Source organism: Georgenia sp. X1117, from assembly GCF_057784635.1.
Genome location: NZ_CM173492.1, coordinates 1,034,005 through 1,060,128, shown reverse-complemented (window position 1 = coordinate 1,060,128; position 26,124 = coordinate 1,034,005). Strand labels below are relative to the sequence as shown.

17 protein-coding genes are annotated in these 26,124 nt (G+C 74.9%); 9 read left to right on the top strand and 8 right to left on the bottom strand.

What is annotated here, in order from left to right:
- Positions 1–45: 45 nt before the first annotated feature.
- Both AC3D3D_RS04740 and AC3D3D_RS04735 read left to right on the top strand, forming a co-directional pair.
- Complete coding sequence (locus tag AC3D3D_RS04740; protein WP_463661304.1) at positions 46–882, top strand: alpha/beta fold hydrolase; 837 nt, start codon at positions 46–48, stop codon at positions 880–882.
- Positions 879–1,349, top strand: coding sequence for a GNAT family N-acetyltransferase (locus AC3D3D_RS04735; protein ID WP_463661305.1), 471 nt, complete (start codon positions 879–881; stop codon positions 1,347–1,349). Before AC3D3D_RS04740 ends, AC3D3D_RS04735 begins: the two co-directional genes overlap by 4 nt.
- 27 nt (positions 1,350–1,376) lie before the next feature.
- Here AC3D3D_RS04735 and AC3D3D_RS04730 read toward each other — a convergent pair whose 3' ends face one another.
- Positions 1,377–2,768 carry a coiled-coil domain-containing protein gene (locus AC3D3D_RS04730; RefSeq protein WP_463661306.1) on the bottom strand — a complete coding sequence of 464 codons (1,392 nt, stop codon included), beginning with the start codon at positions 2,766–2,768 and terminating at the stop codon, positions 1,377–1,379.
- Between the two features lie 203 nt (positions 2,769–2,971).
- Between AC3D3D_RS04730 and AC3D3D_RS04725 the strand changes: the two genes are divergently transcribed.
- From AC3D3D_RS04725 to AC3D3D_RS04715, 3 genes are all read left to right on the top strand, one after another.
- Entirely contained in the window at positions 2,972–4,507 is a 1,536-nt protein-coding gene (locus AC3D3D_RS04725; protein WP_463661307.1) for a hypothetical protein, read from the top strand.
- Positions 4,504–5,586, top strand: coding sequence for a DUF8094 domain-containing protein (locus tag AC3D3D_RS04720; RefSeq protein WP_463661308.1), 1,083 nt, complete (start codon positions 4,504–4,506; stop codon positions 5,584–5,586). Before AC3D3D_RS04725 ends, AC3D3D_RS04720 begins: the two co-directional genes overlap by 4 nt.
- Before the next feature lie 68 nt (positions 5,587–5,654).
- A complete protein-coding gene (locus tag AC3D3D_RS04715; protein WP_463661309.1) occupies positions 5,655–6,572 on the top strand; it encodes a tetratricopeptide repeat protein in 918 nt (305 codons plus the stop codon).
- A gap of 36 nt (positions 6,573–6,608) precedes the next feature.
- On the opposite strand, the gene glgB is transcribed toward AC3D3D_RS04715, so the two are convergent.
- The 3 genes from glgB to AC3D3D_RS04700 are packed head-to-tail and all read right to left on the bottom strand — an operon-like array spanning position 6,609 to position 14,340.
- On the bottom strand, positions 6,609–10,235 hold the full coding sequence (glgB, locus tag AC3D3D_RS04710) for a 1,4-alpha-glucan branching protein GlgB (RefSeq protein ID WP_463661310.1): 3,627 nt from the start codon (positions 10,233–10,235) through the stop codon (positions 6,609–6,611).
- Positions 10,235–12,241 carry a maltose alpha-D-glucosyltransferase gene (treS, locus tag AC3D3D_RS04705; protein WP_463661311.1) on the bottom strand — a complete coding sequence of 669 codons (2,007 nt, stop codon included), beginning with the start codon at positions 12,239–12,241 and terminating at the stop codon, positions 10,235–10,237. The genes glgB and treS overlap by 1 nt, the downstream gene beginning before the upstream one ends.
- Positions 12,238–14,340 carry an alpha-1,4-glucan--maltose-1-phosphate maltosyltransferase gene (locus AC3D3D_RS04700; RefSeq protein ID WP_463661312.1) on the bottom strand — a complete coding sequence of 701 codons (2,103 nt, stop codon included), beginning with the start codon at positions 14,338–14,340 and terminating at the stop codon, positions 12,238–12,240. Before AC3D3D_RS04700 ends, treS begins: the two co-directional genes overlap by 4 nt.
- Before the next feature lie 162 nt (positions 14,341–14,502).
- Here AC3D3D_RS04700 and glgP point away from each other — a divergent pair, with 162 nt between their 5' ends.
- Positions 14,503–17,088, top strand: coding sequence for an alpha-glucan family phosphorylase (gene glgP / locus AC3D3D_RS04695; RefSeq protein WP_463661313.1), 2,586 nt, complete (start codon positions 14,503–14,505; stop codon positions 17,086–17,088).
- 147 nt (positions 17,089–17,235) lie between these two features.
- Here glgP and trpS read toward each other — a convergent pair whose 3' ends face one another.
- From trpS to glgX, 4 genes are all read right to left on the bottom strand, one after another.
- On the bottom strand, positions 17,236–18,330 hold the full coding sequence (gene trpS, locus AC3D3D_RS04690; RefSeq protein WP_463661314.1) for a tryptophan--tRNA ligase: 1,095 nt from the start codon (positions 18,328–18,330) through the stop codon (positions 17,236–17,238).
- 35 nt (positions 18,331–18,365) lie between these two features.
- A complete protein-coding gene (locus tag AC3D3D_RS04685) occupies positions 18,366–18,764 on the bottom strand; it encodes a hypothetical protein (protein ID WP_463661315.1) in 399 nt (132 codons plus the stop codon).
- A gap of 325 nt (positions 18,765–19,089) precedes the next feature.
- Complete coding sequence (locus tag AC3D3D_RS04680) at positions 19,090–19,890, bottom strand: alpha/beta hydrolase (protein ID WP_463661316.1); 801 nt, start codon at positions 19,888–19,890, stop codon at positions 19,090–19,092.
- Positions 19,891–20,067: 177 nt separating this feature from the next.
- Positions 20,068–22,317: a glycogen debranching protein GlgX gene (glgX, locus tag AC3D3D_RS04675; protein WP_463661358.1), complete on the bottom strand. Its 2,250-nt coding sequence runs from the start codon at positions 22,315–22,317 to the stop codon at positions 20,068–20,070.
- Positions 22,318–22,558: 241 nt separating this feature from the next.
- Here glgX and AC3D3D_RS04670 point away from each other — a divergent pair, with 241 nt between their 5' ends.
- From AC3D3D_RS04670 to nudC, 3 genes are all read left to right on the top strand, one after another.
- Positions 22,559–23,773 (top strand): cysteine desulfurase family protein, encoded by a 1,215-nt coding sequence (locus tag AC3D3D_RS04670; protein WP_463661317.1) that lies wholly within the window; start codon positions 22,559–22,561, stop codon positions 23,771–23,773.
- A 206-nt stretch (positions 23,774–23,979) separates the two neighbouring features.
- Positions 23,980–25,071 carry a tRNA 2-thiouridine(34) synthase MnmA gene (gene mnmA, locus AC3D3D_RS04665; protein ID WP_463661318.1) on the top strand — a complete coding sequence of 364 codons (1,092 nt, stop codon included), beginning with the start codon at positions 23,980–23,982 and terminating at the stop codon, positions 25,069–25,071.
- Positions 25,072–25,163: 92 nt separating this feature from the next.
- Positions 25,164–26,114, top strand: coding sequence for an NAD(+) diphosphatase (gene nudC / locus AC3D3D_RS04660; RefSeq protein WP_463661319.1), 951 nt, complete (start codon positions 25,164–25,166; stop codon positions 26,112–26,114).
- Positions 26,115–26,124 lie beyond the last annotated feature (10 nt).

Here is a 26,124-nt window from a genome sequence, read left to right as displayed (position 1 = left end):
GGTCGTCGCTGGCCGTGGGGGTCGGCGCGTGCCAGCCTTGGAGCCATGATGCTCGCAGTGCACCGCCACGGCCCCGACGAGGGCGTCCCGCTCGTCCTCCTGCACGCCTTCCCGCTCGACTCGCGGATGTACGCGCGCACGGTCCCGGAGCTCGACGGCGTGCCCGTGCTCACCGTCGACTCCCCGGGCTTCGGCGACTCGCCCGCCCCGCAGGAGGTGGCCGCGGTCGCGGGCTGGACCGGGGGCCCGAGCCTGGAGCTGACCGCGCGCGCGGTGCTGGCCTCCCTCGACGCCCTGGGCGTCGGTCGCTTCGTCGTCGCCGGCACCTCCATCGGCGGCTACGTGAGCATGCGGCTCGCCGCGCTGGCGCCGGAGCGCCTGGCCGGCATCGGGCTCATCGACACCAAGGCCGCCCCCGACACGGACGAGGCGCGCGAGCGGCGCGAGGCGGTAGCCACCGCCGCCGAGGGGGAGGCCGGCGCGGGGGCCGTGGTGCCCACGCTCGGCGCCCTGCTCGGCACCACGACCGCGGAGCAGGACCCCGCGCTCGTCGACGCCGTCGCCGGGTGGGCCGCCCAGGCGAGCCCGGCCGGCATCGCCCACTCGGCCCGCGCGATGGCCGCCCGCCCGGACTCCGTGGCCGATCTCGAGGCGCTGGCCGCCCACGGCGTCGCGGCCCTCGTGCTGCGGGGCGACGAGGACGGCCTGGCCACCGAGGACGACGCCCTGGTCATGGCCGAGGCGCTGGGGACCGAGGCCCTCGTCGTCGAGGGCGTGGGGCACCTGGCCCCGCTGGAGGCCCCCGAGCAGGTCGGTCGTGCGCTGCGCGACCTGCACGAGCGGGCCGTCGACCCCGCCGCGGCGTCGGGGGAGGCGCGGTGACCACGGCGAAGATCCGACCCGCGACCGCGCTCGACGCGCCCGCCCTGGCCGAGCTGCACGCCCGCGTCTGGCGGGACACCTACGCCGGCGCCGTGGAGGCGGCCTGGCTCGAGGAGCGCCTCGCCCGGTACCCCGAGACGTGGGAGTCGCTGCTGGCCGAGCCGGAGGCGGCCCCGGTGTGGCTCGCCCACCGCGAGGGGCGGGCGGTCGGCTTCGCCCGGGCCGCGGCGGTCGGTGGGGGACAGGTGCGCCCCCTCGAGCTGGAGATGATCTACCTCGACGTCGCCGAGCAGGGCAGCGGCACCGCCGACAACCTCATGCAGATGACCCTCGGCGACGCCCCGGCCTTCGTCTGGGTGTGGTCGGGCCAGGAGCGGGCCCGCGCCTTCTACCGCCGGCACGGCCTGACCGAGGACGGCGCCACCGGCACCTTCGGCCCGCTGCCCACGGTCCGGATGGTGCGCTGAGCACCGGCGCGCCGGGTCGGGGCGCGTTCAGTCGTGCCGCGGGCGCTCCGCCGGAGCGGGCGAGGCGGGGTCCTCGGGCTCCTCGGCCACGACGACGGCCTCCATCTCGACGGTGTCGCCCTCGTCCGCCGTGGTCGCGGTGGGCTCCGCGACGGCGTCCTGCTCGGCGGTGTCCTCGAGGGCGCCGTCCTGCCTGCCGCTGTCCTGCACGCCGGAGTCCTGCGCCGTCGGGGCCGGGGGCACCGCACCGGTGCCGCTCCCGGCCGGGGTGCCGGTCTCGTCCGGGTCGCCGCCCGCGTCCTGCCCGTCGGTCGCGGCAGGGGCGTCCTCGGCGTCGTCAGAGTCGTCCCGGGCCGGTGCACGGGAGTCGTCCCCGACGGCGGCGGTGAAGGCCTCGCCGCGCAGCGCCTCGTCGGCGCGGCCCGCCGCCGAGGCACCGTCCTGCGCCCCGGTGTCGACCACCTCGTGCAGGGCGACCCGGATCTGGTCGAGGTAGTCCGTGAGCACGACGCGGCGGCGCTCGAGGCGGTCCACCTCGGCGCCGGCGCCCACGCGCGCCCGGTCGGCCTCCTCGGCGGCCTCGGTGCGGGTGCGCTCGGCCTCCTCGCGGGCCGAGGTCAGCAGCCGCTCGGCCTCCTCGCGGGCCTCGGTCACCCGGAAGCGCGCCTCCTCGTCGGCCTCCGTGGTCACCTCCTCGGCGAGCGTGAGGGCCTGCTGGGCGCGGGCCTCCGCTGCCGCCGCACGCTCGTCGGCCTGCCGGACGGCCTCCTCCCGCGCGCTGGTGGCGGCCTCGTGGGCGGCGGCGAGGTCGCGCTCGGCGGTGGCCCGGGCGGCGGCGATCTCCTCGGTGGCCGTGGCGCGCGCCAGCCCCAGCTCGCGCTCGAGGTCGGCGCGGCGGGTGATCTCCTCGGCCTCGACCTCACGGCGGACGGCGCCCGCGCGCCGCTCGGCGGCGGTGAGCAGCTCCTCGGCCCGCACCTCGGCGTCCTGCACCCGGGCGGCGGCCTCGGACTCGGCGCGCGAGGTGGTGAGGTCTGCGGCCCGGCGGGCGTCGCCGAGGACCGCGGCGGCCTCCCGCTCCGAGCGTTCGCGCAGCCGGTCCGCGGAGGACTGGGCGCGCTCGGTCGTGCGGCGGGCGTCCTTCTCGGCCTGCTCGACGACCTCGTTGGCCTGCTGCTCGGCCGCCGAGAGCAGGTGGGCGGTCCGCGAGCCCAGGCCCGCGTAGGTCGGCGTGCCGGACTCGGCGAGCTGCCCGCGCAGGTCCTCCAGCTCGGTGGTCAGGCGCAGCACCCGGGCGTCGAGGCTCTCGACGTGCTCCCGGGCGGCGGCGAGCCGGCCGGTGAGGTCGGCGATGCGGTGGTCGACCTGGGCGCGGTCGTACCCGCGCATGACGACGGGGAAGGTGGCCTGCTCATCCATGTCGGTCCTCAGGGTCGGGGTGCCCCGGGCGGCGCGCTCGGGCGACGCACGGGCGGTGCTGCTCGCCAGAATACGTGCACCCGGGCAGGGGGCCGTGCCCGGACCGTGCGCCATCCCACGCCGCGAGGAGGGGCATGACACCGTACCCTGGAGCGTTGACCCGGGTCGCCGTCGGCGGCCGCCGAACGGAAGGACGACCGCCCGTGATCCGACGCATCCTCGCGGCAGTGCTCGCCGTCCTCGGGGTGGCAGCGATCGTGCTCGCGATCATGTCGGCCACCGTCTGGCGCGGCGAGGACGAGCTGAGCGCCACGCTGCCCGAACGGCCCGGCACGCCGATCCTGCTCACCGACCCCGGTGTGCTCGACATGGCCGCCGAGGAGGTCACCGTCACGCTCACCGCCGACGACGGTGAGGACATCTGGGCGACGATCGTGCCCACCGACCGCGCGATGGAGTGGGTCGGGGAGGGCTCGCGCACCGTGGTCGCCGGCCTGGACTCGCGCACCGAGCTGTCCGTGCGCACGGACGGCACCGAGACCGAGGTCCCGCACCCGACCACTTCCGACCTGTTCCGCGACGGCGAGGAGGGCACCGGGGAGCTCACCATGGAGTGGACCGACGAGCCGGGCCGCTGGTCGGTCTTCGCCGTCGTCGACGGGAGCGCCCCCGCCCCGACGATCACGCTGACCTGGCCCCAGAGCGTCTCGACCCCCTACCTGCTGCCCGGCCTCGCCACCGGTGGTGTGCTGCTGCTCGCCGCCCTCGCGCTCCTGCTGTGGCCGAGCCGCCGGGGCACCGACGACGACGCGGACGACGCCGAGGTGGAGCCGGCCGAGCCGGTCGGCGACGACGCCGCCGCCTCGCTCAGCCGCAGCGGTGCCTACGACAGCGCGCCCGCCGCCGGGCACGCGAGCACCGACCCCTACGCCCCCGTCGTCGCCACGCCCGAGGCGGGCGACGACGTGGACCGAGGGGCGAGCGACGCGGCCCGCGGGAGCGCGGAGCCGTCGGACGAGACCCAGGAGGACGGCCTCGCCGGTGCCGCGGTGGCCGGCGGCGCCGCCCTGGCCGGCGCCGCCGCCGCGGGCACCTCGCGCTTCGCCCCCGTCGACGACGACCCTGCCGACGACGAGGACCCGACCGACGCCGTCGAGCCGGAGCCCGCGTCCGCCGACCACGAGGACCCGGCCGACGCGGCCCAGAGGACCGACGCCACTCACCCGGCCGAGGGGACCGACCCGACCGAGGGCGCCGACGAGCCTGCGGCGAGCGAGCAGGACGACCGCGCCGGTACCGCGGTCGGGTCCGCAGGCGTCCCGTCGGAGGGCCTGGCCGACTCCGACGCCGAGCTGGCCCGGGCCGCCGAGGCCGCGGCCGACGAGGGACGCCCGCTCACGCGGCGCCAGCGCCGGGCGCTCGAGCGCCGCAGCCGGCTCTCGGCGGGTTCCGCGACCGCGGCCGGGGCGGCGCAGGACACCGCCGGCGACCCGGCCGCCGACGAGACCTCGGGCGCCGCCGACGCGACCACCGCCGGGGCCACGGGCGCCGTCGACGCGACCGCCACGGGGGAGCAGGACTCCGCCGGTACCGGGGAGCCCGCCGCGGACACCGCGGAGACCGCCGGTACCCCGGACACCACCCAGGCCGCCGGCCTCGAGCCGGCGCAGGACGACGAATGGCGCGACCTGTGGGGCTTCGGCCCGGGGGGCGCCACCGACCGTGAGGAGAGGCGATGAAGCGCCGTTCCACGACCATGATCGCCGCGGTGCTCGCCGCCGGCCTGCTCGCCGGCTGTGCGGAGGAGGAGCTGCCCACCCCGAGCGCCGAGGCGCCGTCGGACCGCGGCGGACCCGCCCTCGACCAGGAGACGATGGAGACCGTCCTCGAGGGCGTGGCCACCACGGTCGCCGACGCCGACGAGGCGCAGGACCCCGAGCTCCTCCGCGACCGGGTGATGGGCCCGGCGTACCGGCTCCGCGCGGCCGAGTACCGCATCGCCGAGGCGACCGGTGGCACGGTCCAGCCCGACCCGCTCTCGCTGGACACCCAGGTGGACATCGTCGGCGGCTCGGAGCAGTACCCCCGCGTCGCGATGGCGGTCAGCCAGATCCCCGACGGCTCGAACCTGCCGCTGCTGCTGACCCTGGCCACCTCCGACGTCCGCGACAACTACCGCCTGTGGTCCTGGGTCCAGCTCTTCCCGGGCGTCACCGTCCCCGAGACCCTGTCCGCCGACGTCGGCGCGGAGGCGATCCCGAGCGACGACGACTCGCTCGCGCTGTCCCCGGCGGAGACGGTGACGGCCTACGCCGAGCTCATCTCCGACCCCGAGGGCGACCGGGCCGGCACCTTCGCCGAGGACGACTACCGCTCCCAGGTCTTCGCCGAGACGGCGTCGCTCAACGAGGCCGTCTCGGCGGCCGGCAACGCGACCGTGTCGGCCTCCGCCGTCCAGGACGGCCCGCTGTCCCTGCAAACCGTCGACGGCGGCGCGATCGTCGTCGGCGTCATCGAGACCACCACCACGGTGACGAAGACCGAGCCCGAGGGCACGCTCTCCGTCGGCGGCGTCTTCGCCGACCTGCTCGGCAACGACGGCGTCGTCGAGGACGAGGTGAGCGCTGTGGCCGAGGTCTCGGTGGCCTTCTTCGTCCCCTCGGCCGAGGCCGAGGACCAGACCATCCAGGTGCTCGGGGCCTCCTCGGTGCTCACCCAGGCCACCTCCTCGGGCCGCTCCGTCGTCGAGTCCCCCAGCGGGGAGTCCGGCTCGGGGTCGCCCTCGGAGTCCGGCTCCGAGGCCGCCTCGGACGGCTGAGCCGGGCCCGGGTTCGCCCGTCGCGGAGCGGGCTGCGCGCCAGCTGCGCCACGGGTGACAATGGCGCCATGTCTCAGCCCTCCATGTACGGCGCCGTCGACCTGTCCTCGCTCGCCAAGCCGGCCCCGGCCGCCGGCGGCGACCGCCCGGCCACCTCGGCCGACGGCCTCGTCGTCGAGCTGACCGAGGAGAACCTCGGCGACGTCGTCGCCCGCTCCCAGGAGCTGCCGGTCCTGGTCGCCATCCTCTCGGCCCGCGCCCAGGGCGCCGACGACCTGCGCGACACCCTCGAGACGCTCGTGCGCGAGCAGGGCGGCCGCCTCCAGCTCGCCGTCGTCGACGGCGACGCCCAGCCGCGCGTGGCCCAGGCCTTCCGCGTCCAGCAGGTGCCCTCGGTGCTCGCGCTCGTCGGCGGCCAGCCCATGCCGCTGTTCACCGGCGTCTACCCGGCCGAGCAGCTGCGGCCCGTGCTGGCCGAGCTGCTCTCGGTCGCCGAGCAGCAGGGCCTGACCGGCCGGATCCCGGTCGGCGAGGAGGACGCGCCCGACTCCGAGCCGGAGCCCGAGCCCCTGCCGCCGCTGCACGCCGAGGGCGTCGCGGCCATCGAGCGCGGGGACCTCGACGCCGCCGCAGAGGCCTACCGCAAGGCGCTGGCGCAGAACCCCAAGGACGCCGAGGCGATCTCCGCCCTCGCGCAGGTGAACCTGGCGAAGCGGCTCGCCCAGGTCGAGGACCCGGCCGTCGCCCTGGCCGCCGGGGACGCCGAGGGCGCCACGGTCGTCGAACAGCTCGTGGCCGCCGACGTCGAGGTCGTCTCCGGCCGCGCCGAGGAGGGCTTCACGCGGCTCGTCGGCGTCGTACGCCGCACGAGCGGCGACGAGCGCGAGACCGTCCGCAAGCGCCTCCTCGAGCTGTTCGACGTCCAGGGCCCGAGCGACCCTGCCGTGGGCAAGGCCCGCCGGCTCCTGGCCAGCGCGCTGTACTGACGCCCGCCCCGCAGGGGACGGCCCCGGGCGCCCGGTTCAGGCCCCCGCGGGCCTCGTGCCGTCGTCGTCGGACGCCGCGTCCGCGTCGTCGCCGGCCGGGACGAGCCACAGTGCCGACAGCGCCGGCACCCGCAGCGTGATCGAGCGTGGGCGGCCGTTCCACGGCACGTCCGTCGCGACCTGGTCGCCGGTGTTGGTGATCCCCGAGCCGCCGAAGCGCTCGTCGTCGGTGCTGAGGATCTCCCGCCACGCGGAGGAGCCCGGCACCCCCTCGGGGATGCCGACCCGGTAGTCCTCGTGGGCCGTCCCGGCGAAGCTGATGACGACCATGACGTGGTCCTTCCCGTCGGCGGAGCGCCGCAGGTAGGTGAGCACGTTGTGGTCGCCGTCGCCGGCCTCGATCCACTCGAAGCCCGCGGGGCGGAAGTCCTGCGACCACAGGGCGGGCCGCTCCCGGTAGATCGTGTTGAGCTCGTGGACGAGACGGACGATCGCGTCGTGCTCGGGCTGCTGGGCCTGCGCCCAGTCCAGGCCGGCGCCCTCGTTCCACTCGGCACCCTGGGCGAACTCCTGGCCCATGAACAGCAGCTGCTTGCCCGGGTGGGACCACTGGTAGCCCAGCAGCGCCCGCACCCCGGCGCGCTTCTGCCAGTAGTCGCCGGGCATCTTGGCCAGCAGGGAGCCCTTGCCGTGCACGACCTCGTCGTGGCTGATCGGCAGGATGAACTGCTCGGAGTAGGCGTAGACCATGGAGAAGGTCAGCTCGCCGTGGTGGTAGCGCCGGTTGATCGGTTCCTCCGCGAGGTAGCGGAGGGTGTCGTTCATCCAGCCCATGTTCCACTTGAGGCCGAAGCCGATGCCGCCGGCCGAGGTCATCGCCGTGATGCCCGGCCAGGCGGTGGACTCCTCGGCGATCATCATCACGCCGGGCGAGCGGCGGTACGCCGTCGCGTTGGTCTCCTGGAGGAAGCTGATCGCCTCGAGGTTCTCCCGCCCGCCGCGGGCGTTGGGCCGCCACTGGCCGGGCTCGCGGGAGTAGTCGAGGTAGAGCATCGAGGCCACGGCGTCGACCCGCAGACCGTCGACGTGGAACTCCTCGAGCCAGTAGGTCGCGTTGGCGACGAGGAAGTTGCGCACCTCGCGGCGCCCGTAGTTGAAGACGTAGGTGCCCCAGTCGGGCTGCTCCCCGCGCAGCGGGTCGGGGTCCTCGTACAGGGCGGTGCCGTCGAAGCGGGCGAGCGCGAAGTCGTCCTTGGGGAAGTGCGCCGGCACCCAGTCGAGGATGACCCCGATGCCTGCCTGGTGGAGGGTGTCGATGAGGAAGCGCAGGTCGTCGGGGGAGCCGAGGCGCGAGGTGGGGGCGTAGTAGCCGGTGACCTGGTAGCCCCAGGACCCGCCGAAGGGGTGCTCGGCGACGGGCATGAGCTCGACGTGGGTGAAGCCGAGGTACTGCACGTGCCGGACCAGCTGGTCGGCCAGCGCGCGGTAGCTCAGGCCCGGGCGCCACGAGGCCAGGTGGACCTCGTAGACCGAGATCGGTCCGGCGTGCGGGTCGCCGGCGGCGCGCGCGGTCATCCAGTCCGCGTCGCCCCAGGTGTACTCGGAAGCGGTGACGACCGAGGCGGTGCTCGGCGGGACCTCCGCGAAGCGCGCCATCGGGTCGGCCTTGTCGACCCACTGGCCGTGGGGGGTGCGGATCTGGAACTTGTACCGCTCGCCGACCTGCGCACCGGGTACGAACAGCTCCCACACGCCCGAGCCGCCCAGGGAGCGCATCGCGTGGCGGCGACCGTCCCAGCCGTTGACGTCGCCGACCACGCGCACCGCCTGCGCGTTGGGCGCCCAGACGGTGAAGGCGACGCCGGTGGCGTCACCCATGACCGAGGGGAAGCTGCGCACGTGCGCGCCGAGCGCGGTCCACAGCGTCTCGTGGCGGCCCTCGCCGATGAGGTGCAGGTCCATCTCGCCGATGGTCGGCAGGAAGCGGTAGGGATCGTCGACGAGGGTGGCGACGCCGTCGTAGGTGACCTCGAGCCGGTAGTCGGGCACCTGCGTGCCGGGCAGCAGCGCGACCCACACGCCGCCGCTCTCGTGGCGCGCCTCGTGGCGGCCCTCGGGGGTGACCACGACGACGGACTCGGCCAGGTGCGCCAGGGCGCGGACCGTCACCCCGGTGGGCCCGGGATGGGCCCCGAGCACCGCGTGCGGGTCGTGGTGGGCACCCTCGGCGACGGCGGCGAGCACCGCGGCGGGGACGGCGGTCGGTTCGGCGGCGGTCATGGCGTCATTGTTCCCCACGCGGGCCCCCGCGTCGCCGCGACCGGCCACCAGGGTGCGCAGCCCGTCGAGCGGGACCGGCAGCCAGGTCGGCCGGTAGCGGGCCTCGTAGTCGATCTCGTAGAGGGCCTTGGCCACCTCGGCGGCGGTGAGCAGGGCGCCGCGCACGCTGCGGCCCGCCACCGACTCCCAGCCGTCGAGGAAGGCCCGGCGGGCCGCGGCCGCCCAGACGCGGGTGGCCTCCGGGTCGGCACCCTCGGCGCGGGCGGTGCCGGCCGCGTAGTCGAAGGAGCGCAGCATCCCGGCGACGTCGCGCTCGGGGATGTCGGGCAGCCGGCGGTCGGCCAGGGGCCGCAGCGGCTCGCCCTCGAAGTCGAGCACCACCCAGCCGCGCCCGGGCACGTCGAGGACCTGCCCGAGGTGGAGGTCGCCGTGGATGCGCTGGAGGACCGGCCAGTCGGCGTCGACCCCGTCGGCGACGGCGCCGCGCGCCGCCCCGGCCAGTGCCCCGACCTCCTCGGCGGCCGCGACCGCCCGCTGCAGCCGCTCCTCGACCTCGCCGGTCAGCGCCTGCCGCGCCGAGCTGCCCGGGATCGCGGTGCCCAGCGGGAACAGGTGGGTGTGGACGTCCCCGACCGCGGCGCCCAGGGCGTGGGCCCGCGCGGTGAGGTCGGTGCCGGTGCGGGCCGCCTCGACGGCGACCGCCCAGGCGTCGGTGGCTCCGTCGAGGAACTCGGTGGCCACCGCCAGATGGCCTTCCGCGCGCTCCCCGTCCGCCTGCTCCCAGCCGCCGGTCAGGGCGCCGACCATGCGGGGCACGGACCGGCTGCCGGCGTGCGAGAGCGCCGCGGTGAGCTCGACGTCGGGGTTCGCCCCGGCGTCGAGGACGCGGAAGACCTTGACGATGACGGGTGCCTGGCCCCCGCCCCCGGCGGAGACGACGAGCGAGGAGTTCGACTGCTCACCGGTGAGCGCCCGGCCGGGCCCGGTGGGCAGCCCGGCCAGGTCACCCGGCTCGGCGGCCAGCCCCGCCGACGTCACGGCGGTGCCCGCCAGCGCGCGCAGCACCAGCGAGCCGAACAGCGGGTCCCGCACGGCGTCGTAGATCCAGCGCGTGCCCAGCTCGGAGTGCTCGGTCACCGCGACCAGCCCGGCGTCGTCGGGCAGGGGCGCCCCCCGGTAGGTGAGCGGGACGAGGTAGACCGCCGGCTCTGCGGCGGAGTCGTCGCGCAGCATCCACAGCTCGACGCCGACCTCGCCGGCCGGGTCCTCGATGCGCTCCCCGCCCACGCGGGCGAGGTCCGGGACCCCGGAACCCCGGTACCAGCGCTGCCGCGCGATCCAGGCCGGGAGGAACTCCTCGAACCGGGGGGACACGGTCGCCATCAGCTCTCCTCGTCGTCCTTCGCGTCCCGCTCGGCCACCGCCTGGTCGACGGGGGACATCTCGGTGGGGTCCGCCGGCAGCGGCGGTGTGGGGCCGGCGGCGATCCCGGCGTCGAGGCCGGGGAACATTCCGGTGGTGGGCCGGCGGGTGGGCATGGGTGGGGTCGACGGCACGCCGCGCGCGGCGCCCCCGTCGGCGGAGCCCGGGTATGACGGCCCGGTGGCCACGCTCGGCGGCCCCTGGAAGTCGGCCGGGGGCCCGTCGTCGGTGCGGCCCTCGAGCGGGGCGGGGGCGCCCGCGCCGGGCCGGGTCAGCTCGAGCCAGTAGAAGTCGCGCGAGCCGAGCGTGACCTCGAGGGTGCCGTCCTGGCCGATCGCCGGGAACCGGGCGCCGCCGAACACGTCGGTGGCCCGCCAGCCGGCGTGCTCGGGCACCTCGATGCGGGCCGAGCGGGCGGTGTTGGCCAGGTTGGCGATGCACAGCACCGTGGTGTCGATGTTGGTGCGGGTGAAGGCCAGCACGGCCTCGTTGTCGACATCACGGGTGACGAAGTCGCCGTCGCCGAAGACCGGGTAGCGGCGGCGGACCTCGAGCATGCCGCGCACCCAGTGCAGCAGCGCGGTCGGCTGGGCCAGCTGCGACTCGACGTTGACGGCCGAGTACGTGCTCACCAGGGACTGCACGACCGGCAGGTAGAGCCGGCCGGGGTCCTGCGCGGTGGAGAAGCCGGCGTTGCGGTCGGGCGTCCACTGCATGGGGGTGCGCACCGAGTCGCGGTCGGCGAGCCAGATGTTGTCGCCCATGCCGATCTCGTCGCCGTAGTACAGCCAGGGCGAGCCGGGCAGCGAGAGCAGCAGCGCGTTGGCCAGCTCGAGCTCGTTGCGGGAGTTGCCCAGCAGCGGTGCGAGGCGGCGCCGGATGCCGACGTTGGCGCGCATGCGCGGCTCCTCGGCGTACCAGCCGTACATCGCCGCGCGCTCCTCGGTGGTGACCATCTCGAGGGTGAGCTCGTCATGGTTGCGCAGGAACGTGCCCCACTGGGCGCCCGAGGGGATCGGCGGGGTGGCGCTGAGGATGTCCCGGATCGCCGAGGCCCGCTGGTCGCGCAGCGAGTAGAAGATGCGCGGCATGACGGGGAAGTGGAAGCAGATGTGGCACTCGGGCGCCTCGGGCGTGCCGTAGTAGTCGACGACCTCCTCGGGCCACTGGTTGGCCTCCGCGACGAGCACGGTGCCGGGGAACTCGGCGTCGACCGTCGCCCGGATCTCGGCGAGGAACGCGTGCGTGGCCGGCAGGTTCTCGCAGTTCGTCCCCTCCTCCTCGAAGAGGTACGGGACGGCGTCGAGCCGGAAGCCGTCCACGCCGCGGCGCGCCCAGAAGCGCACGACGTCGAGGATGGCCTCCCGCACGGCCGGGTTCTCGTAGTTGAGGTCCGGCTGGTGGGAGAAGAACCGGTGCCAGAAGTACTGCCGGCGCACCGGGTCGAAGGTCCAGTTCGACTCCTCGGTGTCCACGAAGATGATCCGCGCGTCCTGGTAGCGCTCGTCGGTGTCGCTCCACACGTAGAAGTCGCCGTAGGGCCCGTCCGGGTTGTTGCGGGAGGCCTGGAACCACGGGTGCGCGTCGGAGGTGTGGTTGGCGACGATGTCGATGAGCACCCGGATGCCCCGGGCGTGCGCCTCCTCGACGAACAGGTCGAAGTCCTCCAGGGACCCGTACTGGGGGTCCACGGCGGTGAAGTCGGCGACGTCGTACCCGCCGTCGCGCTGCGGCGAGGGGTAGAAGGGCGGGATCCACACGCAGTCGATGCCCAGCCACTGCAGGTAGTCCAGGCGGGAGCGCAGGCCGGTGAAGTCACCCACGCCGTTGCCCGTGGTGTCGGAGAAGGACTTGACGTAGACCTCGTAGAAGACCGCCGTGCGGTACCACTCCGGGTCGTCGGACAGGCCCGGGCGGCCCTGGGCGGCGGCCTCCGGCGGCAGGCCGGGCATCGCGGGCGCGCTCATCGCAGCACCGTCAGCACGTGGGCGGTGCGCTCGTGCGGGGCCAGGCGCACGTAGGGGCTGCGGCCCCACTCGTACACGGCGCCGTCGAGCTCGTCGCGCACGGTGAGCAGGTGCGCGTCCGGGCCGGTGCCCGGCGGCACCTCGATGCCCAGGGCGGCCAGGTCGAGGTGGACGAGCCCGTCGCGGGTGGTGAACGGGTCGAGGTTGGCGACGACGATGACCGTGTCCTCGACGCCGGTGGGGGACTGCTCGGCCGGCAGGTGGCGGGAGAAGGCGAGGATCGTCTCGCTGGTCGACTCGTGGATCGCCACGTTGCGCAGCCGCTGCAGCGCCGGGTGCTCGCGGCGGGCCCGGTTGAGGGTGCGCAGCAGCGGGGCGATCCCGCGCACCTCGTCCTGGCTGTGGTCGCGGGCCTTGAGCTCGTACTTCTCGTTGTCGACCTGCTCCTGGGCGCCGGGCCGGGGCACGTTCTCGACGAGCTCGTAGCCGGAGTAGATGCCCCAGGTCGGGGCGCCGGTGGCGGCCAGCACGGCCCGCACCGCGAAGGCGGCGGCCCCGCCCTGCTGCATGTACGGCGTGAGGATGTCGTGCGTGGTGGGCCAGAACGCCGGGCGCATGTGGGTGTCGGACTCGTGGGCGACCTCGACGAGGTAGTCCGCGAGCTCGTCCTTGGTGTTGCGCCAGGTGAAGTAGGTGTAGCTCTGGTGGAAGCCGATGGCCCCCAGGGTGCGCATCATCGCCGGGCGGGTGAAGGCCTCGGACAGGAAGATGACCTCGGGGTGGCGCTCGCGGAAGTCGGCGAGGATGCGCTGCCAGAAGTCCAGCGGCTTGGTGTGCGGGTTGTCGACCCGGAAGAGCGTGATGCCGTGGTCGACCCAGGTCTGCAGGACGTCGCGGACGGCGGCGTAGATGCCCTCGGGGTCGTTGTCGAAGTTGAGCGGGTAGATGTCCTGGTACTTCTTCGGCGGGTTCTCCGCGAACGCGATGGAGCCGTCGGCCCGGGTGGTGAACCACTCGGGGTGCTCGGTGACCCAGGGGTGGTCGGGGGAGGCCTGCAGGGCCAGGTCCAGGGCGACCTCCATGCCGAGCCCACGGGCGCGGTCGACGAAGGCGTCGAGGTCGGCGAAGGTGCCCAGCTCGGGGTGGATGGCGTCGTGGCCGCCCTCGGCGGACCCGATGCCGTAGGGGGAGCCGGGGTCGCCGGGCTCGGCGCCGAGCGTGTTGTTGCGGCCCTTGCGGTTGGTCACCCCGATCGGGTGGATCGGGGTGAGGTAGACGACGTCGAAGCCCAGGTCCGCGATCCGGGGCAGGTCCTCGGCGGCGGTGCGCAGCGTCCCGGAGACCATCTGCCCGGTCACCGGGTCCCGGTAGGCGCCGGTCGAGCGCGGGAAGATCTCGTACCAGGAGCCGACGAGGGCCCGGATCCGGTCGACCTGCAGCGGGTAGGTCGCCGAGGGGGAGACGTGGTCGCGCAGCGGGTGCTCGGCGAGCACGGCCAAGACCTCCTCGGAGGTGGCGCGGGCGAGGCGTGCTCCGGGCTCGAGGGACGTGTCGCCCAGGGTGGCGGCCGCGCGCAGGAGGACCTCGCGGGCGTGGCCGGGGAGGTCCCGCTCGGCGGCGCGGGTGAGCACGATCGCGCCCTCGGCGAGCATGAGGTCGACGTCGACGTCGGCCTCGATCTTCACGCTCGCGTCGTGCACCCACGTGCCCACCGGGTCCGACCAGCCCTCGACGCGGAAGGACCAGGCGCCGGGGGCGTCGGGGGTGACCCAGGCCTCGAGGCGGTCGAGGCCCGGGGCGACGTCGACCATCGCCGCGCGGGAGTGCTCGGTGCCGTCGGGGCGCAGCAGGACGGCGGTGGCCCCCAGCAGGTCGTGTCCCTCGCGGAAGACGGTCGCCGAGATCGGCAGGGACTCGCCCTCGGTGGCCTTGGCCGGCCAGCGGCCGTCCTCGATCACGGGAGCGACCTCGACGACGGGGATGCGCCCCACCGGGGCGAACGGGGCCGGGGCCGGCGGCCGGGCGGACGGCGGCCAGGGGGTCAGCGGGGCGGTCGACCCGGGCGTGGCGACGGACTCGGGTGGCTGCGTGTGGCTCACCCCGTCAACCTACCGAGTTCGCCGGAGGTGCGCGCCCGGCGCGGCACCGGTCCGGCAACGGCCGGGCGCCGGTCCGGTACCGGCTCGCGACCTTGCGCCCGGCACCGCCGGGGCCTTGCAACAGGACAGAAAGATGACAGCCGACCCGATAGGCTCGCCCCCGTGAGAGCCATCCGCCGATTCACGGTCCGCACCGTCCTCCCCGAGGCCCTCGCGCCTCTCGACACCCTGGCCACCAACCTGCGTTGGTGCTGGCACGAGCCGACACGTGCGTTCTTCGAGTCGCTCGATCCCGAGGTCTTCCGCCAGGTCCACCAGGACCCGATCCGCCTGCTCGGCGCGCTGCCGCGCACCCGCCTCGACGAGCTCGCGTCCGACGCCGACGTCGTGGCCCGCGTGCGCGAGCTCGACGCCGACCTCGCCACGTACATGAGCGAGCCGCGCTGGTTCCAGACCGACGGGCCGGCCGACAAGCCCGCCGCGGTCGCCTACTTCTCCGCCGAGTACGGGATCACCTCCGTGCTGCCGCAGTACTCCGGCGGGCTCGGCATCCTCGCCGGCGACCACCTCAAGTCCGCCTCCGACCTCGGCGTGCCCGTCGTCGGCGTGGGCCTGCTCTACGGGGCCGGGTACTTCAAGCAGTCGCTAACCCGCGAGGGCTGGCAGCACGAGACCTACCCGCTGGTCGACCCGGACAACCTGCCGCTGACCCTGCTGCGCGAGGCCGACGGGACGCCGTCGCGCGTGGACCTGGCCCTGCCGGGCGGCCGGATGCTGCACGCCCAGGTGTGGGTGGCCCAGGTCGGCCGCGTCCCGCTGCTGCTGCTGGACTCCAACGTGCCCGACAACGACGAGCGCGAGCGGCGCGTGACCGACCGCCTCTACGGCGGCTCGGCCGAGCACCGCCTCGAGCAGGAGCTGCTCCTGGGCATCGGCGGCGTGCGGGCGGTCCGCCTGTACTCGCGCCTCACCGGCGCGCCGGCGCCGGAGGTCTACCACTGCAACGAGGGGCACGCCGGCTTCCTCGCCGTCGAGCGCATCCGCGAGCTCGTCCAGGGCTCCGGCCTCGACGTCGCCTCCGCCCTGGAGTCGGTGCGCGCCGCGACGGTGTTCACCACGCACACGCCCGTGCCCGCGGGCATCGACCGCTTCTCCCGCGACCTCATCTCGGAGTACTTCGGCGGCGACGCCGCCATCGACGGCGTCTCCCTGGACGAGGTGCTCGCCCTGGGGGCGGAGGACTTCGAGGGCGGCAACCCCGAGGTGTTCAACATGGCGGTCATGGGCCTGCGCGTGGCGCGCCGGGCCAACGGTGTGGCGAAGCTGCACGGCTCGGTCTCGCGCGGGATGTTCGCCGAGCTGTGGCCGGGCTTCGACGTCTCCGAGGTGCCGATCACCTCGGTGACCAACGGCGTGCACGGCCCCACCTGGGTCGACCCCTCCTTCGCGGCGAAGGCCACCGAGCGGCTCGGCGAGCGCTCGCTGACCTTCGGCGAGGGCTGGGAGCGCACCGAGGCCGAGGGCGGGTTCTCCGACCGCGAGCTGTGGGAGACCCGCAACGAGCTGCGCGGCCGACTGGTCGACTCCGCCCGCGAGCGGCTGCGCAAGTCCTGGCTCGACCGGGGCGCCTCCCCGGCCGAGCTCGGCTGGACCGCCGACGCGCTCGACCCGAACGCGCTGACCATCGGCTTCGCCCGCCGCGTGCCGACCTACAAGCGGCTCACGCTCATGCTCAAGGACCCCGAGCGGCTCACGCGCATCCTCACCGACCCCGAGCGTCCGGTGCAGATCATCGTGGCGGGCAAGTCCCACCCCGACGACGAGCCCGGCGTGGGCCTCATCCAGAAGTTCGTCAGCTTCGCCGACCAGGCGGGCGTGCGCGAGCGCATCGTCTTCCTGCCGAACTACGACATCGCCATGGCCCAGACCCTCATGCCGGGCTGCGACGTGTGGCTGAACAACCCGCTGCGCCCGCTGGAGGCCTCGGGTACCTCGGGCATGAAGTGCGCGATCAACGGCGCGCTCAACCTGTCCATCCTCGACGGCTGGTGGGACGAGATGTTCGACGGCGTCAACGGCTGGGCGATCCCCACCGCCGACGGCGTGGAGGACACCGAGCACCGCGACCAGCTCGAGGCCGCCGCCCTGTACGACCTGCTCGAGAACGTCGTCGTGCCCCGGTTCTACGACCGGGACGAGAACGGCGTGCCCTCGCACTGGATGGAGCAGGTGCGGCACACGCTGTCCACGCTGGGCCCCAAGGTCCAGGCCACCCGCATGCTGCGCGACTACGTCGAGGAGCTGTATACGCCGGTCGCCGCGGCCGGTCGCACCCTCGACGGCGGGGACGGCTACGCCGGCGCCCGCGAGCTCGCCGCGTGGAAGCGCCGGGTGCGCGCCGCCTGGCCGTCCGTGCGCGTGGACGCGGTCGACGCCCAGGACGTGCCGGACGTCGTCGAGGTGGGCGACGCGCTCAAGGTGGTTGCCGCGGTCTCGCTCGGTGACCTCGGCCCGCAGGACGTGCAGGTCCAGGTCGTCTCCGGCCGGGTCGACGACTCCGACGAGCTCGACGACCTCACGGTCACCCCGCTCGCGCTGCAGGGCAGCGTCGACGGGCGGCACACGTTCAGCGGCGACGTCGCGCTCGACACCGCGGGGGCCTTCGGCTACTCCGTGCGGGTCGTGCCCGACCACCGGCTGCTCGACGGCGTCACCGAGCTCGGGCTCTCCGCCACCGCCCAGGCCTGACCGGCGCGGGCCGGCCGGACCTGGGCCTGACCGGCCCGGGGCCTGACCGGCTACCCATCTCGTCGAGGTGGACCACACCCGGTCGGGACAGACCTTGCAGAGGTCTGTCCCGACCGGGTGCGGTCTGTCTGGGCGTCGGTGGGTCGCTCAGTAGTCCATCTGCATGGCGGCGCGGACCTCGCCGAGGGTCTCCTCGGCCACCGCGGTGGCCCGGGCGTTGCCCTCGTGCAGCACCTCGAGCAGCTGGGCGGGGTCGGCCGCGTAGGTCGCGCGGCGCTCGCGGATCGGCGCGAAGTGCTCGTTGACGGCCTCGGTGACGAGCTTCTTCAGGCCCCCGCCGCCGGCGTCGCCGAGCTCGTCGGCCACCTCGTGCGGGTCGCGGTCCAGGCACAGGGCGGCGAGCTGGACGAGGTTGGAGACCTCGGGGCGCCCGGCCGGATCGAAGGTGATGTGCCGGTCGGCGTCGGTGACCGCCTTCTTGATGATCCGCGCGGTCTGGTCGGCGTCCATCGCGATCTCGATGGTGTTGCCCCGCGACTTGCTCATCTTGTGCCCGTCCATGCCCAGCAGCAGCGGCGCTGGGGAGAGCAGCGCGTCGGCCTGCGGGAAGATCGGCCGGTCGGGGTCCACGCGTCCGTAGCGCTCGTCGAAGCGGCGGGCGATGAGCCGGGTGACCTCGATGTGCGGGAGCTGGTCCTTGCCGACCGGCACGAGGTTGGCCCTGCAGAACAGGATGTCCGCGGCCTGGTGCACGGGGAAGGTGAGCATGAGGCCCGACATCGGTCGGTTCGAGGTGGCCAGCTCGTCCTTGACGGTGGGGTTGCGGCGCAGCTCGGCGTCGGTGACCAGGGACAGGAACGGCAGCAGCAGCTGGTTGAGGGCCGTGACCGAGGAGTGGGTGAAGATCGTCGAGCGGGCCGGGTCGATGCCGACCGCGAGGTAGTCGGCCAGCGCCGAGAGCACGTTCGTGCGCATGTCGCCCACGCCGTCGCGGTCGTAGATCACCTGGTAGTCGGCCACGAGGATGAAGGACTCCACCCCCAGCTCCTGGATGCGCACCCGGTTGGCCAGCGAGCCGAAGTAGTGCCCGATGTGCAGGCGCCCGGTGGGCCGGTCCCCGGTGAGCATCCGGTAGCGCCCGGGGTTGACCGCGAGGTCGGCCTCGATGAGGTCGCTGCGCGTCTGGGAGCGGGCCAGGGAGGCGGAGTCGGTGGTCGAGAGGTCGTCGGAGGAGTCGGTCACGGACCCAGCGTAGGTGGCGGCTCGCGGTGGGCCGTTCAGCGTGCCGTGCGCGCCAGCTTCCAGGTGCCGACGGCCAGGAGGACCACGCCGAGGACCAGCGTACCGATCGCGACCCAGATGCCCACGCCCATCAGCGTCTCCGTCAGGCTGGGCTCGTGATCGTAGGTCGGCTGGAAAGGCCCCAGGGTGTTGTCCCTGCGGGCGTCCATGGCGGCCCATCGAGAGCCGATGAACGCCATCACGATGAAGAACGGGGCCGACCCGACGAGCTGCTGGCCCAGGCTCCTCATCCGGCGCCATCGCTCACGCATCGACCGGCTCTGTCCGTGGGCCGCCTCGTCCACGGCGCGGAGGTAGCTGCCCTCGAGCTGCCCGCCCGGGGCGCCCGCGGGGGCGGGGCCGGCCGGGGCCGCCGACCAGCCTCGCTCGGCCATCGGGCGGGGGTGGCTCGGACCGCTGGGGGCGTCGTGTCGGCGGGGGCGCATCATCCACTCCTCGTCGTGGGTCCGGCACCGCGTCGTCGGTGCGTGCCGGATCATCGGGTGACCGAGACCAAGGTAACGACGACGGCCAGGGGCCCGTCGCCCCGGGTGCGGGGACCTCTCACCCACGCCCGCGCGGCTGCGCAGCCGGCCGACGCCGTCGACGTCGCCGGAGTAGCCGGCCACCGATCGGCGACCACCGCGCGTGCGGCGCGGGCGTCGCCCGGTGCGCACAGGTGCCCGGTGCGCGCAGGTGCCCGGCGCGCCCGGGCGCCCCTCAGTCGGCGAGCGTCCGGTCGACGAACGCGGTCACGTCGGCGAGCACCTCGGCGCGGTTGGTCTCGTTGAAGATCTCGTGGCGGGCACCCGGGTAGGTGATGACCTCGGTGCGTGGGCCGCGCAGGGACTCCAGGCCCGCCATGCTCGGCCCGATCGGCACCAGCTGGTCCTCCTCGCCGTGCAGGTAGAGCAGGGGCAGGTCCCCGAGGCTGCCGTGCGCGGTGACCGCGGCCATCGAGTCGGCGAGGGCCTGCAGGGTCTCGCGCCGGAAGTCGCCGTGCCACACGAGCGGGTCCTCGGCGTAGATCCGGCCGATCTCGTCGTCGCGGGACAGGGTGGTGATGTCGATCGGCGTCGAGGGGATCGGGTCCTGGGGGAGGAGGTCGTCGACGACGAACCACCGGTTGAGCACGGGCCCGGACAGGACGAGCGCGGCGAGCTCGTCCCCGTGCAGCTGGGCGTACCGGGCGGCGATGAGCCCGCCCATCGAGTGCCCGATCATCACCAGAGGCAGGTCCGGGTGCGCCTCGGCCGCCGCGCGGACCACGAGGTGGAGGTCGGCGACGACGTTGTCGTAGTCGCTGATGACGACCCGCTCGCCAGCGCTGCGGCCGTGCCCGGCGTGGTCGAGGCCGTGGACCGCCGCCCCGTGGGCGCCGAGGGTCTGCGCGACCCACTCGTACCGGCCGATGTGCTCCCCGTAGCCGTGCACGAGGACCGCGACCCAGCGCGGGTCCGTGGCCGGCCAGCTCTGCGCGTGGATGTCACCGGCGTGCCCTGCGAACGTCCGCTCGTCCATGTCGTCCCCACCTCGTCGTGGTCACCCGTCCGGGCGGGTCGCCCGGGGGGCGGCGTCGTCGCCGTGGGCGCCACCGTAGCAACGTGCGCTGCGCGGGCGCGTGCCGCACGGGTCGGGTCGGTCGGGCCCAGGTCGGTACGGCCCGGGTCGGTCGGGCTCGGGTCGGTGCCGCCCGGCTCAGTGCGGCCCGGCTCCGTGCGGCAGCGAGGCGCGGGCCCCGCCGCCGCGCAGGGCGGGCGGCCGGGCGAGGTAGACGCGCATCGAGAGCGGGTCGAGCTGGACCGGCTCCCCGGGCGAGGCCGTGAGCGCCCACGGGTCGCTGTGCTCCTCGGCCTCGGCGAACGACGGCGACTCCCACTCCGAGCTCCAGGCCAGCTCGTAGTCCGCGCCGCGCCCCTCGGGCAGGGTGACCGTGGCGTAGTCCAGCGATCCGGACAGCACGACGAGCACGTCGGCGTCGCGGCCCCCGCCCGATCGCAGCATCTGCAGGACCCGGTGGCGCGGGTCGTGCCACCGGTGGGCGCCCATCTCGTGCGCCTCGTCGTCGAGCCAGACCAGGTCGGGGACCTGGTCCCCCTCCGCGGTGCGGCCCGTGTAGAAGCGCTCGGGGCGCAGCACCGGGTGCTCGCGGCGCAGCCGCAGCAGGTGCCGGGCGGTCTCGAGCAGGTCCTCGCGCCACCACGCCAGGTCCCAGTCCAGCCAGGTGAGGTCGTTGTCCTGGCAGTAGGTGTTGTTGTTGCCCCGCTGGGTGCGGCCGATCTCGTCACCGGCGGTGATCATCGGGGTGCCCGGGGACAGCAGCAGGGTGCCGAGCAGGTTCCGGATCGAGCGTCGGCGCAGCGGCAGCAGGTCGGCGGCGGGGTCGTCGGGGTGCACGGGACCCTCGGCGCCGTGGTTCCACGATCGGTTGTCGCCGGTCCCGTCCCGGTTGTCCTCGCCGTTGGCCTCGTTGTTCTTGTGCTCGTAGGCCACCAGGTCGGCCAGGGTGAACCCGTCGTGGGCGGTGACGTAGCTGACCGAGGCCGCCGGCCCCCGCCCCCCGGTGACCTCGCCGTGGCCGAACAGGTCGGCCGAGCCGGACAGCCGCGTGGCGAGGTCGCGCAGGTCGTGCCCGGTCTCGCCCTTGGCGGCCGCACCGGGGTCCGCGAGCCAGAAGGTGCGCACGGTGTCGCGGAAGCGGTCGTTCCACTCGGCCATCGGTGCGGCGAACTGGCCGGTGCGCCAGCCGTCGGGCCCCAGGTCCCAGGGCTCGGCGATGTGCTTGACCTCCCGCAGCACGGGGTCGGTGGCCAGCGTGACGAGGAAGGGGTGGTAGGCCGTGAACCGGTCGGCGTGGCGCCCGAGCGTGACGGCGAGGTCGTAGCGGAACCCGTCGACGCCGACCTCCTCGACCCAGTACCGCAGCGAGTCCAGCACCATGCGCACCACCTCGGTGCGCCGCAGGTCCAGGGTGTTGCCGCAGCCGGTGGTGTCGAGCATCCGGCCCCGGTCGTGGCTGTCGTGGAGGTAGTAGCCCGAGGCGTCCAGGCCGCGCCAGGACACGGTCGGGCCGTCGACGCCGCCCTCGCAGGTGTGGTTGTAGACGACGTCGAGCAGGACCTCGATGCCGGCGGCGTGCAGCAGGGCGACCATGCCCTTGACCTCGGCCAGGACGGCGGCCGGGCCGGCCGCGCGCGCCTCGGCGGTGGCGTAGGACGGCTCGGGCGCGAAGTAGCCCAGTGTGTTGTAGCCCCAGTAGTTGGTCAGGCCCTTGGCGTGCAGGTGTGGCTCGTCCATCTTCGCGTGGATCGGCAGCAGCTCGACGGCGGTGACGCCCAGGGCCGTGAGGTGGGCGATGGTCGCCGGGTGCGCGAGTCCCGCGTACGTGCCGCGGAGGTGCTCGGGCACGCCGGGCAGCTCCTTGGTCAGGCCGCGCACGTGGGCCTCGTAGACCACGGTGTCCCGCCACGGCGTGCGCGGGGAGGGGACCGCGCCGTCGAAACGCTCGTCGACGACGACGCCGTGGGCCGCGTCGGCGGCCGAGTCGCGCGGGTCGGGCGAGGCGGTGTGGTCGACGGGCACCAGGTGCTCGTCGACGACGTGGGCGTAGAGCGACGGGCCCAGCCGGGGCGCATCGACGACGGCGCGCGCGTAGGGGTCGAGCAGCAGCTTGGCCGGGTTGTGCCGCTGACCGTTGGCCGGGTGCCACGGGCCGTGCACGCGGAACCCGTAGCGCTGGCCGGCGCGCACCCCGGGCACGTGCCCGTGCCAGACGCCGTGGGCGGGGCCGCGCAGCGTGTGGCGGCGCTCGCTCAGCGTGCCGTCGGGGGCCTCGTCGACCAGGCACAGGTCCACCCGGGAGGCGCGGGAGGCGAAGACCGAGACGTCGACGCCGTCGCCCACGAGGTGGACCCCGCGGCGGGTCGGGTGCTGCGCGGGGCCGGGCACCGGCGTCGCCCCGGTGTCCTGGTAGTGGCCGGCGTGCGGGCTTCCCGGTCGGTCGGTGGAACTCACGGTCCTATCCAACCCCAGCCCCCCGCCCGGACATTCCCCCTCTCCACGAGTGAGCAGCAATCTGCCTGACGAGTGAGCACCTTGTGGTCCCTCGCGCCGGAGGTTGCTCACTCGCCGGACCAGAAGATGCTCACTCGCCAAGGAGGAGAAGGAGGAGGGTGCCTAGGGTGAGGGCGTGCGCCACTACCTCGACCATGCCGCGGCGACGGACCTGCTCCCCGAGGCCGCGGCCGCGCATGCCGAGGAGCTCGCCCGCCAGGTCGCCGGCGGGGCCAACCCCTCCAGCGGGCACGCCGCCGGTCGCGCCACCCGCGCCCGCTGGGAGGACGCGCGCGAACGCATCGCCCACGCCCTCGACGCCGACGCCGCCGAGGTGGTGCTTACCTCCGGGGCCACCGAGGCGGACTCGCTGGTGGTGGTCGGCGCCGTGCGCGCCGCTCTCGGGCCGGACTCGGGACCGACCTGCGTGGCGCACTCCGCGCTCGAGCATCCCGCCGTGCTCCGCTCGGCCCGCCACCTGGAGGACGACGGACTGTCGGTGGCCCACCAGCTCCCCGTCGACCCCGACGGCCGGATCGTCCTCGACGCCGTGCGCGAGGTCCTGTCCTGCCCGCCCGTGCTGCTCTCGGTGACCTCGGTGTGCCACGAGACCGGCGTGGTGCAGCCGCTGCGGGAGGTCGTGGCGATCGCGCGCGAGGCGGCTGGCCCGGGCCGACCCCGCGGCGTGCCCGTGCACACCGACGCCGCTCAGGCCCTCGGGGTGCTGCCCGTGCGGCTGCATGGCGACGACCTCGACGCGCTGACCATCGCCGGCCCGAAGATCGGGGCGCCGGTGGGGACCGGTGCGCTGCTCGCGCGGCGCGACCTGGCGCTCGCCCCGGTCGGTGGCGGGGGAGGGCAGCAGCGCTCGATCCGCTCCGGGACGCTCGACGTCGCCGGTGCGGTGGCGCTGGCCGTCGCCGTCGAGCACGCCGTCGCCGAGCGGGAGCGGCACGCCGCCCGGCTCGCCGCCCTGCGCGCCGAGCTCGTCTCCGGGCTTGCCTCGAGGGTGCCCGGGCTGGTCGTCTCGGGGCCCGACCTCGACCGCCCCGAGTCCGCCCAGGTCAGCCCCGCGGTGCTGCACGTGCGGCTGCCCGGGGCCGACCCCGACGCGCTGCTGCTGGCCCTGGACGCCGCCGGCATCGACGCCTCGCCCGGCGCCGCCTGCACCACGGGCGTGCTCGGCGCCAGCGACGTCCTGCTTGCGATGGGGCTCTCCGAGGCCGACGCCCGCACCGGCCTGCGGCTGTCGATGGGCCGCTCGACCACCCGCGAGGACGTCGAGGCCGTCATCCGTGAGCTGCCGCGCGCGGTCGAGTCCGCGCGAGCGGTCGGCGCCCTGCCCCGCTGACCGCGCCCCTCCCGCGCTGTCCGTGCCGTCCCGCCCCGCCCGCGCTCCCTGCGTCGAGACATGGGATTGCGTCGCGAGAGCATGGACCGGGGGCATCGTCTGGTGACACAACCCATCGTCTCGATGACGGGGGCGGGAGGAGGAGCCCGCCCCGCTGCGCGACAATGGGTCCCGCAGATCAGCCGCACCACCACGAAGGACCCGACATGCGCGTGCTCGCCGCCCTCAGCGGGGGAGTGGACTCCGCCGTCGCGGCCGCCCGCGCTGTCGACGCCGGACACGAGGTCGTCGGCATCCACATGGCCCTGTCCCGCAACCGGGCCGAGCACCGCTCAGGCTCGCGCGGCTGCTGCTCGATCGAGGACGCCTCGGACGCGCGCCGCGCCGCCGACCGGCTCGGCATCCCGTACTACGTCTGGGACCTCTCCGAGCAGTTCGAGGACCTGGTCGTGCGCGACTTCCTCGCCGAGTACTCCGCCGGCCGCACGCCCAACCCGTGCGTGCGCTGCAACGAGCACGTGAAGTTCTCCGCCCTGGCCGACCGTGGGCGGGCGCTCGGCTTCGACGCCGTCGCCACCGGTCACTACGCCCGCCTCGAGCACGCGGCGGACGGTCCGCGCCTGTTCCGCTCAGCCGAGCCGGACAAGGACCAGAGCTACGTCCTGGCCGTCGCCGGGCGTGAGGGGCTGTCCCGCGCCCTGTTCCCGCTCGGCGACGTCGCCGCCAAGGCGGACGTCCGCGCCGAGGCCGCCGCCCGCGGGCTGCCCGTGGCCACCAAGCCCGACTCCTACGACATCTGCTTCGTCGCCGACGGCGACACCGCGGGCTTCCTGCGCTCCCGCCTCGGCGAGCAGCCCGGCGAGATCGTCGACACCGAGGGCAACGTCGTCGGCGAGCACGCCGGCGCCTACGCCTACACCGTCGGCCAGCGCAAGGGCCTGGGCCTGGGACGGCCGGCGCCGGACGGTCGGCCGCGTTACGTCGTCGACGTCGACACGAGCCGGGCCCGCGTCGTGGTCGGGGCCGCCGAGCTGCTGTCCACCCGCAGGATCGAGGCCGCCGACGTCGTCTGGCTCGCAGCCGACCACCCCGCCGAGGTCCCCACCGAGGCGGCCGTGCAGATCCGCGCCCACGGTGCGGCGCACCCCGCTGTCGTCACCCGCGCCGGCGGCCCTGGCGCCGAGACTCTCACCGTGGACCTGCGCGAGCCGGTCCGCGGCGTGGCGGCCGGCCAGAGCCTCGTCGTCTACCTCGGCGACCGCGTGCTCGGCCAGGCCACCATCTCCGGCCGCGGCTGACACCGCCCGTCCTACGACTCACCGCCCGGCCCGCGGCTGACACCCGCCCGACCTGCGGCGCGGCGCACCGCTCCCGGGCCTACCGTGGGGTCATGCTCGCCGACCTGCCCCTCGCCCGTTCCACCGTCGACCAGGCCGCCGAGCGGCGAAACGAGGAGAACCTCTACGAGCGCCTCCGCGCCGAGCCGACGACGCGGGTGATGCTCGTGCGCCGCGGCGAGATCGCGGTCGAGAACGACGCCCTCGTCCTGCTCGACCCCGACGACCTGCCGGGCATCACCTGGGACGCGGAGCAGGTGCACCTCCTCGGCGCCGACGACGACGGCACCTACCTCTCGGTCGTCCTGCCCGACGGCCTGGGCGAGGTCCGCGACCTCGACGGCGTGCCCATCGTCGAGGACGCGGCGCTCGTGGAGGTGGTCCACCCGCTGGAGTTCGCCCACCTGCGCGACGTCGGCGACGCGCTGAGCGACCGGGACGCCGGGCTGGCGACGACGGCCGTCGCCCTCGCCGCCTGGCACCACCGCCACCCGCGGTGCCCCCGGTGCGGCGAGGCCACCGTCGTCGAGTCGGCGGGCTGGGTGCGCCGCTGCCCGGCGGACGAGGAGCAGCACTTCCCGCGCACGGACCCCGCCGTCATCGTCGCCCTGGTCGACGAGCGCGACCGGCTCCTCCTCGGGCACGCCGTGCACTGGCCCGCCGGGCGCTTCTCCACGCTGGCCGGCTACGTGGAGTCGGGGGAGTCGGCCGAGGAGGCCGTGCGGCGCGAGATCATGGAGGAGGCCGGCGTCCGGGTCACGCACATGGAGTACCGCGGCTCGCAACCATGGCCCTTCCCGTGCTCGCTCATGCTCGGCTACACCGCGCGGATCGAGGGCGTGGAGGACGCGCGGCCCGACGGCGAGGAGGTCGGCGAGCTGCGCCTGTTCACCCGCGAGGAGCTGGCGACGGCGGTCCAGGTGGGCGAGGTCTACCTGCCGATGCGCAGCTCGATCGCGCGCTCGCTCATCGAGGACTGGTACGGCGGCGAGCTCCTCGGCTGACGGGGCCGCC